The organism is Mesorhizobium sp. L2C084A000 (genome assembly GCF_000502875.1).
Lineage (GTDB): Bacteria > Pseudomonadota > Alphaproteobacteria > Rhizobiales > Rhizobiaceae > Mesorhizobium.
The window spans coordinates 425,826-439,954 of record NZ_AYWX01000001.1; the positions used below are offsets into that span (position 1 = coordinate 425,826).

General features: G+C 64.0%; 13 protein-coding genes. 2 read left to right on the forward strand and 11 right to left on the reverse strand.

The annotated features are described in order from the left end of the window. Nucleotides 1-18 precede the first annotated feature (18 nt). Complete coding sequence (locus X735_RS163540) at nt 19-1,521, reverse strand: MFS transporter (RefSeq protein ID WP_245273056.1); 1,503 nt, start codon at nt 1,519-1,521, stop codon at nt 19-21. A gap of 395 nt (nt 1,522-1,916) precedes the next feature. Here X735_RS163540 and X735_RS163535 point away from each other — a divergent pair, with 395 nt between their 5' ends. Further along, entirely contained in the window at nt 1,917-2,933 is a 1,017-nt protein-coding gene (locus tag X735_RS163535; protein ID WP_023808877.1) for a Zn-dependent oxidoreductase, read from the forward strand. A 6-nt stretch (nt 2,934-2,939) separates the two neighbouring features. On the opposite strand, the gene X735_RS163530 is transcribed toward X735_RS163535, so the two are convergent. The 6 genes from X735_RS163530 to X735_RS163505 all read right to left on the reverse strand — a co-directional run bounded on the left by X735_RS163530 (nt 2,940) and on the right by X735_RS163505 (nt 9,433). Further along, nucleotides 2,940-3,644: a cyclase family protein gene (locus tag X735_RS163530; protein ID WP_023808878.1), complete on the reverse strand. Its 705-nt coding sequence runs from the start codon at nt 3,642-3,644 to the stop codon at nt 2,940-2,942. After that, nucleotides 3,641-4,579 carry an ABC transporter permease gene (locus tag X735_RS163525; RefSeq protein WP_023808879.1) on the reverse strand — a complete coding sequence of 313 codons (939 nt, stop codon included), beginning with the start codon at nt 4,577-4,579 and terminating at the stop codon, nt 3,641-3,643. Before X735_RS163525 ends, X735_RS163530 begins: the two co-directional genes overlap by 4 nt. After that, on the reverse strand, nt 4,576-5,481 hold the full coding sequence (locus X735_RS163520; RefSeq protein ID WP_031212319.1) for an ABC transporter permease: 906 nt from the start codon (nt 5,479-5,481) through the stop codon (nt 4,576-4,578). The genes X735_RS163525 and X735_RS163520 overlap by 4 nt, the downstream gene beginning before the upstream one ends. 61 nt (nt 5,482-5,542) lie before the next feature. Further along, nucleotides 5,543-7,033: a sugar ABC transporter ATP-binding protein gene (locus X735_RS163515; RefSeq protein ID WP_023808881.1), complete on the reverse strand. Its 1,491-nt coding sequence runs from the start codon at nt 7,031-7,033 to the stop codon at nt 5,543-5,545. A 13-nt stretch (nt 7,034-7,046) separates the two neighbouring features. Beyond that, nucleotides 7,047-8,123 (reverse strand): ABC transporter substrate-binding protein, encoded by a 1,077-nt coding sequence (locus tag X735_RS163510; protein WP_023808882.1) that lies wholly within the window; start codon nt 8,121-8,123, stop codon nt 7,047-7,049. A 62-nt stretch (nt 8,124-8,185) separates the two neighbouring features. Further along, nucleotides 8,186-9,433 (reverse strand): enolase C-terminal domain-like protein, encoded by a 1,248-nt coding sequence (locus tag X735_RS163505; RefSeq protein ID WP_023808883.1) that lies wholly within the window; start codon nt 9,431-9,433, stop codon nt 8,186-8,188. Nucleotides 9,434-9,760: 327 nt separating this feature from the next. Here X735_RS163505 and X735_RS163500 point away from each other — a divergent pair, with 327 nt between their 5' ends. Next, a complete protein-coding gene (locus tag X735_RS163500; RefSeq protein ID WP_050580439.1) occupies nt 9,761-10,414 on the forward strand; it encodes a GntR family transcriptional regulator in 654 nt (217 codons plus the stop codon). 75 nt (nt 10,415-10,489) lie between these two features. On the opposite strand, the gene X735_RS163495 is transcribed toward X735_RS163500, so the two are convergent. Genes X735_RS163495 through X735_RS163480 form a run of 4 tightly spaced genes read right to left on the reverse strand, consistent with a single transcriptional unit; the run spans nt 10,490 to nt 14,127 of the window. Then, nucleotides 10,490-11,368: an SMP-30/gluconolactonase/LRE family protein gene (locus X735_RS163495; RefSeq protein ID WP_023808885.1), complete on the reverse strand. Its 879-nt coding sequence runs from the start codon at nt 11,366-11,368 to the stop codon at nt 10,490-10,492. Nucleotides 11,369-11,402: 34 nt separating this feature from the next. Next, nucleotides 11,403-12,365, reverse strand: coding sequence for a 3-keto-5-aminohexanoate cleavage protein (locus X735_RS163490; protein ID WP_023808886.1), 963 nt, complete (start codon nt 12,363-12,365; stop codon nt 11,403-11,405). Beyond that, a complete protein-coding gene (locus tag X735_RS163485) occupies nt 12,362-13,309 on the reverse strand; it encodes a 3-hydroxyacyl-CoA dehydrogenase (protein ID WP_023808887.1) in 948 nt (315 codons plus the stop codon). Before X735_RS163485 ends, X735_RS163490 begins: the two co-directional genes overlap by 4 nt. A gap of 11 nt (nt 13,310-13,320) precedes the next feature. Next, the gene (locus X735_RS163480; RefSeq protein ID WP_023808888.1) at nt 13,321-14,127 is read right to left on the reverse strand and encodes an SDR family oxidoreductase; all 807 of its coding nucleotides are present in this window, start codon (nt 14,125-14,127) and stop codon (nt 13,321-13,323) included. Nucleotides 14,128-14,129: the final 2 nt, after the last annotated feature.

The following is a 14,129-nucleotide window of genomic DNA, read 5'->3' on the forward strand; positions in this document are numbered from 1 at the left end:
CGCAGAATGCATCTGGCATCATTTGCGAGAATTACCCGATCGAACATGACCGCTGACCTGCACGCCGTCCTCGGCACGCAGGTACAGGAAGCCGGGGACGGACAGCAACGGGATGACCGCGGTCAGCAGGAACACCTGGTGGAAGCGTTCCGCTGTCACGATGTGGGTTTCTCCTGCGACAAGGCCCAGCACCATGGCGGCGATCGAAACGCCCAGGGAAACGCTGAGTTGCTGCAGGACGCCGCCGAGACTGGTGGCGCGGCTGAGCTTGTCGGCCGGCAGGTCGGCGTAGGAAAGCGTGTTGGAGGTCATGAACTGCGCCGACCGGATGACCCCGAAGACAAAGGCGTAAAGGCCGATCATCCAGTGCGGCGTATCGGCTTCGATCAAGGCGAAGCCCCCGACAGCGGCGGAACCAACCACCGCGCTGCCGATCAGCACGACATTGAAACCGAAGCGCCGCAACAGCGGCGACAGCAGCGGCCGAATGAGCAAGGCGCCGAAGCTGCCGACGAATGTCAGCGAGCCCGAGGTGACCGGGCTCATGCCAAAGCCGACCTGCAGCATCAGCGGCAACAGGAAAGGCACGCCATTGAGGCCAACGCGGCACAGGCCGCCTGCGAGCGTACCGACCCAGAACGAGCGAAATCGAAACAGTGTCAGATCGACTGCCGGTGCAACGACGCGGCGCGCATAGCGCCCGAAGGCGAGCAGCAGCAGGATCGCCGCGGCCAACACCAACGCTGTCGCCGAAACGGAGATGATTGGCCTACCGATGCTTTCCAGTCCGAACTGCAGCAGCGCGACTCCGCATCCGACCATCAGGAACCCGGCAAAGTCGAAGCGTTGCACCGCTTCCTCGCGGAAATCGTCGACGAAGCGCAGCGCCGCCAGAATGCCGAGGCAACCGAATGGCACGTTGACATAGAATATCCAGCGCCATGAGGCATAAGTGGTCAANGCCAGAATGCCGAGGCAACCGAATGGCACGTTGACATAGAATATCCAGCGCCATGAGGCATAAGTGGTCAACAGGCCGCCGAGCAGCGGCCCGATCACAGGCCCCATGATGGCGGGCAAGGTCGTGTAGGTCATGGCGGTGATCAGCCCGCTGCGTGGGAAGCTGCGCAGCAGGATCAGCCGCCCGACCGGCGTCATCATGGCGCCGCCCAGCCCCTGCAGGGCGCGCATCGCCAGCAGCATGCCGAAACTGTTGGCCATGCCGCACAGCGCCGAGCCGAGGGTGAAGGTGAAAAGCGCCAGCGCGAACACTTTTCGCGCACCGAACCTGTCGGCGAACCAGCCGCTGACGGGAATGAATACGGCCAGCGTCAGAATGTAGGTGGTGATCGCCAGGTTCAGCCTGACGGGCGTCGTGTCGAGACTGCGTGCGATGGCGGGGATCGCGGTGGTGATGATGGTGGAATCGAGCTGCTCCATCAGAAAGGCGATGGCGACGATGATTGGGATGATCAATCTCAGCCTCGGGTCGCGCTCGGTGGCAAATTGAGGCTGTTCCAATTCTATTGCCAATTCCGTCATGCAAGCGGCTGCTCTATTCCAGGTGGCGCGTCCGCGTTCAAAGGCAAGGTCGCCTTCCGTGCGGCAAGCCAGCCGAGGCCCGATCACACGGCCTGTCTTATGGTCCGACAAGCAGGCAAGCGGTAGTCATTTCCTCTTTGATGGAAGTCAACAAATTTTGACTGCCGACCCCTTCGAGAGGAGATCGGCAGGACAGCGCATTGGGAGTCCGAACTGCCGTCGCCAGGCACATTTGCGTTTCAGCGGACGCCCGTCCCGATTTCGTGAAGGAACGTGTCAGGTAAGAGGCCGTCTTACCGCCGCCATGAGCGCTTGCGTCTTGACGGCACAGCGAGATTGAGCCACTTGTCGACTAGTATACAAGTGGTGAGGCCATGCTTGAAGTTCTCGTTCGCGCACCGCAGTCGCTGGAAGTCCGGCAGGGCGCCATGCCAGAGCCCGGCACTGGCGAAGTCGTCGTTCATGTCAGCCGTGCCGGCATCTGCGGCTCCGACATTCACATATTGAACGGCTCCAATCCGTTCGCCGTCTATCCGCGCATCATCGGCCATGAATTCGCCGGCACCGTAACAGCGCTCGGACGCAATGTGACCGGCATAGCGGTGGGAGACCGCGTGGTGGTCGATCCCGTGGTGTCGTGCGGCCACTGCTATCCCTGCCGGGTCGGCCGCTCCAATGTCTGCGCCAACCTCGAAGTGATGGGCGTTCACCGCGACGGCGGTTTTCGCGCCTTCGTGGCGGTGCCGGCGGCAAATGTCATACCGGTTCCAAGGGATATGCCGTTTGGGCTGGCGGCACTGGCCGAGCCGTTTTCCATCGCCGCCAATGTGCTTGATCGTACCGGTTGCGGACCCGAGGACACGGCGCTGATCTATGGCGCCGGCACGGTCGGCGTCACTGTCCTGCAGGTCGCCAAGCTCAAGGGCGCACGCTGCATCGTTGCCGATATCGACGAAGCCCGCCTGGAGCGAGCGCTCCGCTTCGGCGCCGACAGGGTGATTCACTCCGTGCGCGATCCCGTGCCGGCCGCGGTGCGCGGTGAAAATGACGGTCTTGGCCCGACGCTGGTCATTGACGGCGCCGGCATTCCCGCACTTCTTGACGAGGCTTGCCGGCTGGCCAGCCCGGCGGGCCGCATCGGCCTGCTCGGCTTTTCGGACGCCCCATCCAACCTCAGCCAGCAGGAAGTGGTGCGCAAGGAACTGACCATCGTCGGCTCGCGCCTGAACCGCCGGCTGTTGCCGCGCGTCGTCGAATGGCTGGCCGACAAGCGGCTCGATCCGCAAGGCATGATCACACAGGTCTTCGCGGCGACGGAGGCGCGCGCCGCCTTCGACCTGATCGAGAAGGAACCTCAGCGCACGCTCAAGGTCCAGCTGGATTTCTCTTGAGCCGGTTTAGCCCTCGACCAGCGCGATGGCGCGCAGCGGTGATCCGGTGCCGCCTTCGATCGCCAGCGGCAAGCTGATCAGGAAGCACCGAGGCGGCAAGTCACCAAGCCGTGCGAAATTCTCGCCGATCAGGATGCCGGCTGAAAGCAACGTATTGTGCGCCGGGAAATCCTCGCTGCCGAAACAATCGATCGACAGGCAGTCCGAACCGACGATGCGCGCACCGCGCTCGACCAGCAATTCGCTTGCTTGCCGCGACAGGCCGGGCCAGTCGGCGAGAAACGCGGCCGGATCGTCCCAGAACCGGTCCCAGCCGAAACGGAAGAACACGGCGTCGCCCTGCCGTACGCAGCCCTGTTCGGCCTCGAAAGCGAAGATAGAATCCGGCTCGACCGCCTGCCGGGGCGCGCAGTCCCGCGCATCGATCGTCACCATGCGGCCGAAGAAACGCTCGACCGGAATGTCCGAGATGGCAGCACCGCCGCGGATGAAATGGACCGGCGCGTCGAAATGCGTGCCGGTGTGCTCGCTCATAGCCAACGCATGGTTGCAGGCGACGTCGCCGCGGTCATAGGATTCCACCATCTCCTGGCAGTAATGCGGGTGCGTCGGCCACACCGGCATGCCGGGCTTCATCGGATGCGTCAGGTCGACGAAGGAAACTGCCTTTGTTTCGAACAGCCCGGCGAGCGTATCGGTGGCGGGTGTCATCTGACGCGAGGCCTCGGCACGAGAGCGACGATCAGGATGATCAGCACGCCGGTCAAAAGGAAGCGCACGCCTGCCTGGATGCCAAAGGTGTTGAGCATGGTGGACATCAGGTTGAAGAACAGCGCAGCCCCCCATATGCCTACCGCGTTGGCCTGTCCACCGGCGACGCTGGTGCCGCCAAGCACCACCACGGCGATCGATTCCATCAGATAGGCGTCACCCATGTTGAGTGCTGCCCCGCCGCTGAAGCCGGCAAGCAGGAAGCCGGCGAGCGCTGCCGCCGTGCCGCACAGCATATAGGCAATCAACCGCACCCGGGCGACGTTGATGCCGGCGAGCCGCGCCGCCGGTTCGCTCTGGCCGGTGGCCAGCAATTGCCGGCCCCAGACCGTGCGTTTGAGGACGACCATGGCGACCAGCGTCAGCACCATCACCGCGATCGGCATGAATTGGACACCGCCAAGGTTCATCAAGGTAAACCGGGAAAGGCCGGCCGGCGGCTTCAGTGTCGCCTGGCCGCCGAGATTAAAGGCAAGCGACTGGAAGACGAAGCTCCAGGCGAGCGTTGCGATGATCGGCGGCAGCCTGAGCGCGACGATGGCAAGGAAGTTAGCGGCACCCGCGACGGCGCCGACGGCAAGTGCTGCAAGCAGGCCAGGCAGCAGCATGCCGTCGGACCCTTGCATGACCGTTATCGATACATAGGCGGCCAGCGTCAGCACGGATGGCACGGACAGGTCGATATTGCCCGGCCCGGAGGCGACGACGAACATCTGCCCGGTTCCCACCACAACGCTGAAGGCACCGAAGGCGAGCGCCCCCGAGAGCGTGGCGCCGGCGCTGTCGATACCGGAATAGGCTGATGTCACCACCCACATTGCGAGCGCCACGATGAAGCCGTAGGTCCACGGCGCGAGGCTCAATCTTCGGGTCATCGCGCCCGCTCCGACAAAAGCACGCGCCCGGCCAGCACGAGAAACAGGATAACGCCCTGGGCACCAATCTGCCATGTCGGCGGCACCTGCAGGAAAGACAAAAGCGAGCCCGCGAGCGACAGCGTCAGAGCGCCGACCACCGTGCCGACCGGCGAGACGACGCCACCGGTGAAAGCGCCACCGCCGAGGATCACCGCGCCGACGCCGAGCAGCGTATAGGCCGGCGCGACATTGGCGTCGCCCGATGTGGTGAGGCCGGTCAGCGTCAGCCCGGCCAGACAGGCGAGCAGGCCGGCGGCGGCATAGACAGCGACGCGGATGCCGACAACGGACCAGCCGGCGCGCTGGACGGCGCGCGGATTGCCGCCTGCGCCGCGCAACACCACGCCATAGGAGGAGCGTGAGATGACGAGATGGCCGGCAAGCGCCGCCAGTGCCGCCAGCCAGATCGACAGCGGCATCAAAGGCGGCTGCCAGCTCATGAAGGCGGCAAGCCATGCGGGTGCCGAGCCACCCGGTGCCGGCAACAGGATGACGGCGATGCCTAGCCAGATGAAGGACATGCCCAGCGTCACGATGATCGAGGGCAATTGCCGAGCATGAATAAGCAGGCCTAAACCGGCATAGGCGGCGATCAGGACCAGGTAGCACAGCGCCGCAATTGCCGGCGCATCCCCGAGATAGAGCGCCGTGATGCAGGTGATCAGCCCGACAAAGGCGCCGTTCGACAGGTCGATGTCGCCCAGCATGATCACCATCATCTGCGCCAGTGCGGCAAAGACCAGCGGCACCGAGAGCTTGAACAGCAGATGGAAGCCGAAATAGCTCATCGCCGCCGGGCGGATGCTGAAGATGATGGCCAGCATGACCAGCAGCGCGATTGCCGGCAGGCCGACCTGCATCGCATTGAGCAAGGCCGAGCGCGGATTGGAAGGAGAACGGGCCGGAACTCGGGCAGGCGCGTCAGACATGGTCGCCTCCGAACGACGCCTGCAGGATACGGCCGGTCTCGATGGCCTCGCCTTCCAACCTGGTCACGGCGCGGCCCTCGCGGAAGACATAGATGCGCTCGCAATTGGTCAGCTCTTCGAGTTCGGTTGTGTACCAGACGAAGGCGCGTCCGTTCTCGGCTTCCGCGCGGATCAGCCGGTAGACCTCCTGCTTGGTGCCGACATCGACGCCGCGCATCGGATCGTCGAGGAAGATCACCTCGGCGTCCGACGACAGCGCGCGGGCGAACAGCACCTTCTGCTGGTTGCCGCCGGACAGCGACAGGATCGGCGTGTCGATCGAAGGCGCCTTGACGTTGAGCCTGTTCGACCAGGTCTCGGCCAGCTTGCGGGCGGCGGCGCCTGAAATCATGCCGCCCCGCGTCAGTGCATTCAGGCTGCGGATGGTCAGATTGTCGGCGATAGACCACAGCGAAAACACGCCTTCCGAGCCGCGGTCGCCGGCGACATAGGCACCCGGCAAGGCCTCGCGTTGCCGGCGCGAGGCATAAAACATCGCGCGCAGCCGCTCGCGCTGGCCGTGGCCGTCGAGCCCGGCGAAGCCGATGACCTCACCCTTGCCGACGTCGATGGTCAGATCTGTGGTGTCGCGACCCGCATGCCGGATAACCGGAGCTTGCACCGAGGCCACCTTGCCGGCCGTGCGCTCACGCGGCCGTTCGATGCTTCCCATCAACTCGACCAGCGCGGCGCGTGACAGGCCGGCGGTCGGCCGCTCGGCGACGACCTTGCCGTCGACCATGACGACGGTGCGGTCGCAGACGGCGAGGATCTCGTTGAGGCGATGGGTGATCAGGATGCAGGCGATGCCACGCCCTGCGGCACGACGAATGTGGGCGAGCAGTTGTTCCGTCGCCTCATGGCCGAGCGCCGAGGTCGGCTCATCGAGAATGACGGCGCGCAATTTGATGCTGGTCTGCGTGAAGGCGCGGGCGATCTCGACCATCTGTCGCTCGCCGATCGGCAGGTCGGCGACCTTCCTGTCGAGATCGATGCCGTGGCCAGGGAAGATCTCGTCCAGCACCGGACCAATCACCTGGCGCGCGCGCCGCCGCCAGCCCAACCCACGCAAGGACCTGTGCACGATGCGGGTGTTTTCCGCCGACGTCAAATTGGCGCAGAGCGACAGTTCCTGGAAGATACAGCGCAGACCGGCCTGCTGGGCACTGGCCGCACTCCAGGCACCGATCTCACGTCCGCCGAGGCGAAAGCTGCCGCTGCTGCGCTCGATGGTGCCGGCCAGCACGTTCATCAGCGTCGACTTGCCGGCGCCGTTGTGACCGACAAGGCCAACGACCTCGCCGGGTTTGAGATGAAAATCCACGCCGCCCAGGGCATGCACGGCATCATAGTGCTTGCGGACATCGCGCACCTCGATGAGGAGGCCGTCGGCATTGACCGTCTCTGCTGCGTCCCTTTTGGGCGACGTGGGATCGTTCATCATTCGGCCATGCTGCTCATTTCGGCGCGGGAACGCCCGGCAGTGGCTCCTTCTTCACGTTGGCGTCGATGATCTTGGCCACCAGCTCCTGCGGGTATTCGGCATTGACCACGCCGCCTGCGGGAACCGTCTTCAGCCAGGCGTCGAGGTCAGGCTGATTGATCTGCAGGAGCGGCACCTCGACGAATTTCGGCACCTGCTTGCCGGCCAGGATCTGCTGCGCGACCCAGAACGCGACCTGCGAGACGCTGGGCGTGGCGCCCAGCGAGAAGGTTTCGTAGCCGCCGGCATCATGCTCCTGCTTCCACAGCGCCAATTCGTCCTGGCGGTTGCCCATGATGATGATCGGCAGCGGCCGGCTGGCGGCCTTGAATGCCTGCGCCGCGCCATAGCCGTCGCCGCCCTGCGTCAGCACCGCATCGACCTGAGGCAACGACGGCAGGATGCCCGACACTTCCTTTTGTGCCACGGTGGCCGTCCACTGACCATAGACCTCGCCGACAGCCTTGTAGCTGGCGTGCGCCTTCATCGCTTTCTCGACGCCCTCATGCAGGCGCTTGTCGAAACCGTCGCCGGCCATACCGCGGATCTCGAGGATGTTGGCCGGCTTGTCGCCGAGCTTGCTGGAGATGAAATCCAGTTCGGCCTTGGCATAGGAATCGAGGTTGTAGTCGACGACATAGGCGCAAGGCTCGGTGACGCCGCTGGCGAAGGCGACGACCGTGATACCGGCATTGCAGGCATCCTTGATGGCGCCATTGAGTGCGGTGTCGGAGCCGGCAAGGACGATGATCGCATCGTAGCCCTGCAGGATCAGGTTCTCGATCTGGCTCGCCTGTTCGGTCACCGAATTGTTCGAGCTGACGACGGCTGTTGCGGCGATCTGCTTGTCGGCCACGGCCTTGGCGCCCATTTCCTCGAAGCTCTTGATCATCACCTGGCGGAAGGAATTGCCGGCGTAGGAATTGCTGAAGGCGATCTTCTTGGCCGAAGTGTCGCCCTTGGCGACGCCTTCATAGGCGCGCGCGTCCAGCGCTGCAAAGCTGGTGCAGCCGAGCATGGCTGCAATGAATAAGGCTGTGGTCTTGCTCATTGTTGTTCTCCTCCGGTTGAAAGTCATAGCGTCCTCCCGACGATCCTTTCGAACGGAAAATGTCAGCCCAGCCCGAGATCAGGCACGGCATCGTTCAAATGGTCGGCGAAATTAGTGTTGGGCAGCAGCGGATACCAGCCCGGACGGCCGGGATCGCGGTCGTAGGCATAGCCGCCCAGCGAGCGATAGAGTTCGGCATAGGTGGCGAGTTTGTCACGATCGAGTTCGACGCCGAGGCCCGGTGCCTCCGGCACCGCGATCGCACCATTCTCGTAGAGCATCTTGCCGCCGACGATGATGTCGTCGGCAAGGTGGTGATAATGCGCGTCGGCGGTGAAGACGAGGTTGGGCAGCACTGCGCCAAGATGCAGCATGGTGGCGAGCTGGATGCCGAGTTCGCCAGAGGAATGCACCGCAATACCGAGACCGAACGTGTCGCAGATCTGCGCCGCGCGCACGCAGGCGCGGATGCCGCCCCAGAAGGTGGTGTCGAGCAGGATCACGTCAACCGCAGGGTCGCGCACATTGGTGGCGAGCTGTTCGAAATCGATGACGATGGTGTTGGTGGCCAGCGGGATGGAGAGCTTCTCGCGCAAGCGGCGCATGCCGGCCAGGCCCCAGGTCGGGTCCTCGAAATAGTCGTTCCTGAGATCGGAGATGGCTTGGCCGAAACGCAGCGCCTCTTCGACCGACAGGGCTGCGTTCGGATCGTAGCGCAGCGTATCGGCAGGAAATTCGGCGGCGAGCGCCCTGAAACATTCCAACTCATAGTCGGGGTGAAACACGCCGGCCTTGAGCTTGTGGGCGTGAAAACCATGTTCGGCCTTGAGCGCGCGGGCATGCTCGAGCAATTGATCGATGGTGCGGACTTCGCCCTTGCCGCTGCGGCGGTCGGCATAACGGAAGAACAGATAGGAGGCGAAGCCGATCCGGTCGCGCACGCGCCCGCCAAGCAATTGGTAGACCGGCACGCCGAGCTTCTTGCCGATGATGTCGAGACAGGCGAATTCCAGCGCTGCGTGCAGCTGCGTGCGGTTGTTGTAGAGCGACGCCGTCGGATTGCAGATGGCGTAGCGCATCCGGTTGAGATCGAAAGGGTCATGGCCGACCAGGTAGGATTTCAGGCCGGCGAAAGCGAGTTCGGCGCCGGCGCCACCACCGCCCATCTCGCCGAGCCCAACAATGCCTTCGTCGGTCTCGACCTCGACCACGGTGCGGACAAAGCGTCCCCAATGCGTACCGTTGCTGTGCCGCAATGCTGCTTCCAGCGGAACGGTGATGGTGGTCGCCTTGATGTCCGTGATCTTCATGCCGGCTCCTCTCCCCTAGCCTGCTGGCGTCATACACACTACCATGGTAGTATGTCAACACAGCTTCAATCCTGCTTGCCGCTTGAGTTGGGACGTGCGCGGTGTCATGACCGGAGCAGTGCAGCGCCATTCACAGCAACGGATTCGTCATGGGGACCAAGCTTTCGGGGGCGACCAGATTTTCAGGCAGTGCTGCCAGGCTGAAAACCGCCGGTCAGCGCGAACCCTCGCGGGTGCTGGAGCCGGTCAACAATCGCATGCCGATCTCACCGCAGATCTACGAGCGCCTGCGCNCCCTCGCGGGTGCTGGAGCCGGTCAACAATCGCATGCCGATCTCACCGCAGATCTACGAGCGCCTGCGCCGCGCCATCACGACGCTGGCGATGTTGCCGTCGGAAGCGCTCAGCGAACAGGACCTAGCCCAGCAGCTCGGTGTCAGCCGGACACCCGTGCGCGAGGCGCTGATCCGGCTTGCCGATGAAGGGCTGATCGACATCCTGCCGCAACGCGGCAGCTTCGTCGCGCCGATCCGGCTAAGTGACGTCGAGGAAGCGCAGTTCATTCGCGAGGCACTCGAGGTCTCCGTCGTGCAGAAGCTGGCCGGACACGGTTCGAGCGCCTTCATCGCGGCAGGCAGGGTGAATCTTGCCCAGCAGGCCAAGGCAGTGGCCGAGGGCGACCGCGAGCTGTTTCTTGAGCTCGACGAGGGCTTCCATCGTAGCCTTTGCGAAGAGGCCGGCCTGCCCAAGAGCTGGCGGGTGATCCAAGTGGTCAAGCTGCAGATGGACCGTGTGCGCTATCTGAGCCTGCCCGAGCCGGGTCACCTCGAAACGCTGCTCGCTCAGCATGTGGCGATCTTCGAGGCCGTGGAGACCGGCGAGGCAAAGCAGGCAGGCGCGCGTATGGCGGCGCATCTGCGCGAAGTGCTGCGCACGGTGCAACGGCTCAACGTGGCTCGCCCGGACCTGTTTGGCCAATGATCCGTTGACCGCTCATTGGGATGCCTGCGCGAAGGCCTGATCCGCGTATGCTACGGGCGCTTCGCTTGTCTGGCGTCAGCTGCCGAAGCGGGGCTCCGCAACGCCTTTGACGCCAAGGCCCGTGATGGCGAACAGGCTGCCGCGCAAAACGCCGTCGCCGGGAAAACGCGGCAACGGCGGCTTGGCCATCGAGGTGACGTAAAGGATATCTAGCTTCGGTCCGCCGAACATGACGCTGGTGATCTTCTTGACCGGCATGTCGATGATGCGATCGATGCTGCCATCGGGCGCATAGCGCACCAGTCTTCCGTCATAGACCAGCGCATTCCACAGATAGCCCTCGGCATCGACGGTCGAGCCGTCCGCCGCACCGCCCCGGCTGGTGTCGACGCGCACGAAGGTACGCCTGTTGGTGGCGGCACCGGTGGCGATGTCGTAGTCGTAGGCCCATATCTCGCCGGTCCAGGTGTCGGCGAAATAGAAGGTGCGGTCGTCGGGGCTCCAGCATGGACCGTTGGAACAGATGATGCCGGAATCGATCCGGGTGACGGAGAAATCCGGATCCAGCCTGTAGAGACCGCCGGACGGCCCCTCTTCCATCGTGTCCATCGAGCCGGCGAAGAAGCGGCCGCGCCGGTCGACCTTGCCGTCGTTGAGCCGGTTCATTGGCCTGTCCGGCTCGGGATCGTGGATCAGCGTCACATCGCCGGAGGCGAAATCGAGCAGATGGAAACCGCGCTGCAGCGACACCACGGCGCCGCTACCGTCCTTGCGTAGCGCCATTGAGCCGATCTTCATCGGCACGTCCCATGACCGGATCTCGCGTCCGTCGGCGGTCGCCCGAAACACGCGCCCGTCGAAGCTGTCGATCCAGTAGAGTCGTTCCTGTTCGACGTCCCACAGCGGTCCTTCGCCCAGTGTGGTCTTCACGTCCACCACGACTTCGATCTTCATGCCGTCCTCCTCGGAATTGGCGCCACGCAACGATTTAGAAAGCGACCTTGTCGCCGCCCTTCAATGACAGGATTTCGCGCGCCTCGTCGGGCGTCGCCACCTCCATGCCGAGCCCCTCGATGATCTTGCGTGCCAGCAAGACCTGTTCGGCGTTCGATTTGGCAAGCTTGCCCTTGCCCGCCCAGAGACTGTCCTCCAGCCCGACGCGGATGTTGCCGCCAAGTGCGGCCGATTGCGCGGCGATGCGCAGCTGGCTGGCGCCGGCGCCGAGGACCGACCAGCGGAACTGGTCGCCGAACAGCCGGTCGGCGGTGCGCTTCATATGGGCGACGTCTTCCGGGTGCGTGCCGATGCCGCCAAGCAGCCCGAACACCGACTGCACGAAGAAAGGCGGCTTCACCAGCCCGCGGTCGGCGAAGTGCGAGAGGTTGTAGAGATGGGCGATGTCGTAGCACTCGAACTCGAAGCGCGTGCCGTTGTCGTAGCAGGTCGCCAGAATGTACTCGATGTCCTTGAACGAGTTGCGAAAGACGAGGTCGCGGGTCGCTTCCAGATGCGGCTTTTCCCAGTCGAACTTGAAGGTCTCGTATTTGTCGGCGAGGTGATAGAGCCCGAAATTGATCGAGCCCATGTTGAGCGAGGCGACTTCCGGTTTGAACTTGGCGGCCGGGCGCACGCGCTCCTCGACCTTCATGTACGGGCTGCCACCGGTGGTGATGTTGATGGCGGCGTTGGTGCCTTGCTTGACGCGCGGCAGGAAGCGAGCGAAGGCCTCCGGCGTCTGGTCGGGCTTGCCGGTTTCCGGATCTCGCGCATGCAGATGCAGGATTGCGGCACCGGCTTCGGCAGCCGCGATCGCCTCAGAAGCGATCTGGTCAGGCGTGATCGGCAGATAGGGCGACATGGTCGGCGTGTGGATGGCGCCCGTCACCGCGCAGGTGATGATGACCTTGCCCCTGGTCTGCGCAGCACTTGGCTTGCGGCTCGTTTCGATCATTGTCCGTACTCCTGGTCCGATTTTTTCTTGTGTGCCGCCAGCGCCATCAGCCGACGATCGCGCCATACCTGCCGTTCGCCGAGGTTTTCGCGTGGCAGGCGCTCGCGGCGGTCGGCTTCGACGGTTTTCATCACCTCGCCCGCCCAGTCGACGCGCCGCAGCATCTGCGGGAAAATGTTCGAATAGATCGACTGATAACGCTCGACATAGTCGCGCACGCCGCCAGGTGCATTGAGATCGATGGTCTCGAACGGACCCATGAACGACCAGCGCAGCGCCAGTCCGTCACGGATACCGATATCGACATCCTCGACGCTGGCGTAGCCGTCGGCGACAAGCCGGAAAGCCTCCTCAAGCAATGCGCCTTGCAGGCGGTTCATGATGAAGCCGTCGAGCTCGCGCTTCATCACCAGGGGCGCATGACCGGCGTCGATGAGGAAGGCGCAGGTTCTCTCGACCGTCTCGGCGGACGTCCATGGCGCCGGCACGATTTCGGCCGCCGGAATGAGATAGGGCGGATTGATCGGATGCACGACCAGACAGCGATGCCGTCCTTGCAGATGGTCGGTGAATTTCGACGGCAACAGCGCCGAGGTGGAACTGGCGATGACTGTCCGCGGATCGGCAAGCGTGTCGATCAGCGAGAATACCTCCCGCTTCACCTCGAGGTTTTCAGGTGTGTTCTCCTGGATATGGACCGCACCCGCCAGCGCCTTTGCCAGCTCCGCGACAATGGTGATCCGGCCAAGCACAGTGTCGACGGACTGACCGCGCAGCAGGTCGTTTGCGGCAAGGTCACCGAGCACGCCGGCAATGTAGTCGCGGGCGCCGCCGGTCGCAGCGGGCGACTGATCCCACATCCGCACGTCATGGCCGGCACGGGCAAAGCTGATTGCCCAGGCCCGCCCGATGAACCCGCTTCCGACAATTGCGACATTGGCCATGGATCGGCTCCTCAAAGTGTTTCGACATTGCCGTCGACGCCGAGCGACTGGCCGGAAATATTGATCCCCGCATCGGAGAGCAGGAAGGCGACCATCGATGCGACATCATAGGGGCTAGTCATGCGGCGCAGCGAGATATTCTGCAGATAGCGTCCGGTCATTTCCTCGTGGCTGATACCGACCTGCTTGGCGCGCGCCGAGATAACACCTTCGATGCGCGGCCCTTCGATGATGCCGGGCAGGATGGCGTTGACCCTGATAGCGTGCGGCCCGAGCTCCTTGGCGAGACTCTGCGTGAAACCGATGACACCGAACTTGGCCGCCGAATAGGGTGTGCGGAAGGCGTAGCCATGGCGGCCGGCGGCCGACGACATCGAGACGATCGAGCCGCCGCCCGCCGCCTTGATCAGCGGCACGGCGCGCCGGGCGCACAGGAACTGGCCAGTCAGGCAGATGTCGATGCAGCGCCGCCAGTCGGCCGGGTCGATTTCGTCGACACCGCCGGTCGGCCCGGCAATGCCGGCATTGTTGATCAGCGCGTCGAGCCCGCCGAGTTCTTTCTCGACCGCCTCGAACAGCCGGTCGACGTCATCGTCGCGCGAAACATCCGCCTTCACAGCGGCGACCAGATCGATCTTGCCGGGAGCAGCGGCCAGCGCCTCGTCGGAAACGTCGCAGACGACGATGCGGGCACCGAGGCGTGACAGCGTGTCGGCTATGGCAAAACCGATGCCGCCGGCGCCTGCCGTCACCAGCACGCGCTGGCCTTTCAGCCCAGTCAGAAATTCGTCCGCAGATGCCGGGGCTCTTGTGCTCATCG

Bases quoted from the DNA above. Each gene is read 5' to 3' on its own strand.
- X735_RS163530 (WP_023808878.1), bottom strand. From the start codon at position 3,644: ATGACACCCGCCACCGATACGCTCGCCGGGCTGTTCGAAACAAAGGCA.
- X735_RS163515 (WP_023808881.1), bottom strand. From the start codon at position 7,033: ATGATGAACGATCCCACGTCGCCCAAAAGGGACGCAGCAGAGACGGTC.
- X735_RS163480 (WP_023808888.1), bottom strand. From the start codon at position 14,127: ATGAGCACAAGAGCCCCGGCATCTGCGGACGAATTTCTGACTGGGCTG.
- X735_RS163535 (WP_023808877.1), top strand. From the start codon at position 1,917: ATGCTTGAAGTTCTCGTTCGCGCACCGCAGTCGCTGGAAGTCCGGCAG.
- X735_RS163500 (WP_050580439.1), top strand. From the start codon at position 9,761: ATGCCGATCTCACCGCAGATCTACGAGCGCCTGCGCCGCGCCATCACG.
- X735_RS163495 (WP_023808885.1), bottom strand. From the start codon at position 11,368: ATGAAGATCGAAGTCGTGGTGGACGTGAAGACCACACTGGGCGAAGGA.
- X735_RS163520 (WP_031212319.1), bottom strand. From the start codon at position 5,481: ATGCAGGTCGGCCTGCCGGCAATCGCGCTGCTGGTCATGCTGGCCATC.
- X735_RS163505 (WP_023808883.1), bottom strand. From the start codon at position 9,433: ATGAAGATCACGGACATCAAGGCGACCACCATCACCGTTCCGCTGGAA.
- X735_RS163525 (WP_023808879.1), bottom strand. From the start codon at position 4,579: ATGACCCGAAGATTGAGCCTCGCGCCGTGGACCTACGGCTTCATCGTG.
- X735_RS163485 (WP_023808887.1), bottom strand. From the start codon at position 13,309: ATGGCCAATGTCGCAATTGTCGGAAGCGGGTTCATCGGGCGGGCCTGG.
- X735_RS163510 (WP_023808882.1), bottom strand. From the start codon at position 8,123: ATGAGCAAGACCACAGCCTTATTCATTGCAGCCATGCTCGGCTGCACC.
- X735_RS163490 (WP_023808886.1), bottom strand. From the start codon at position 12,365: ATGATCGAAACGAGCCGCAAGCCAAGTGCTGCGCAGACCAGGGGCAAG.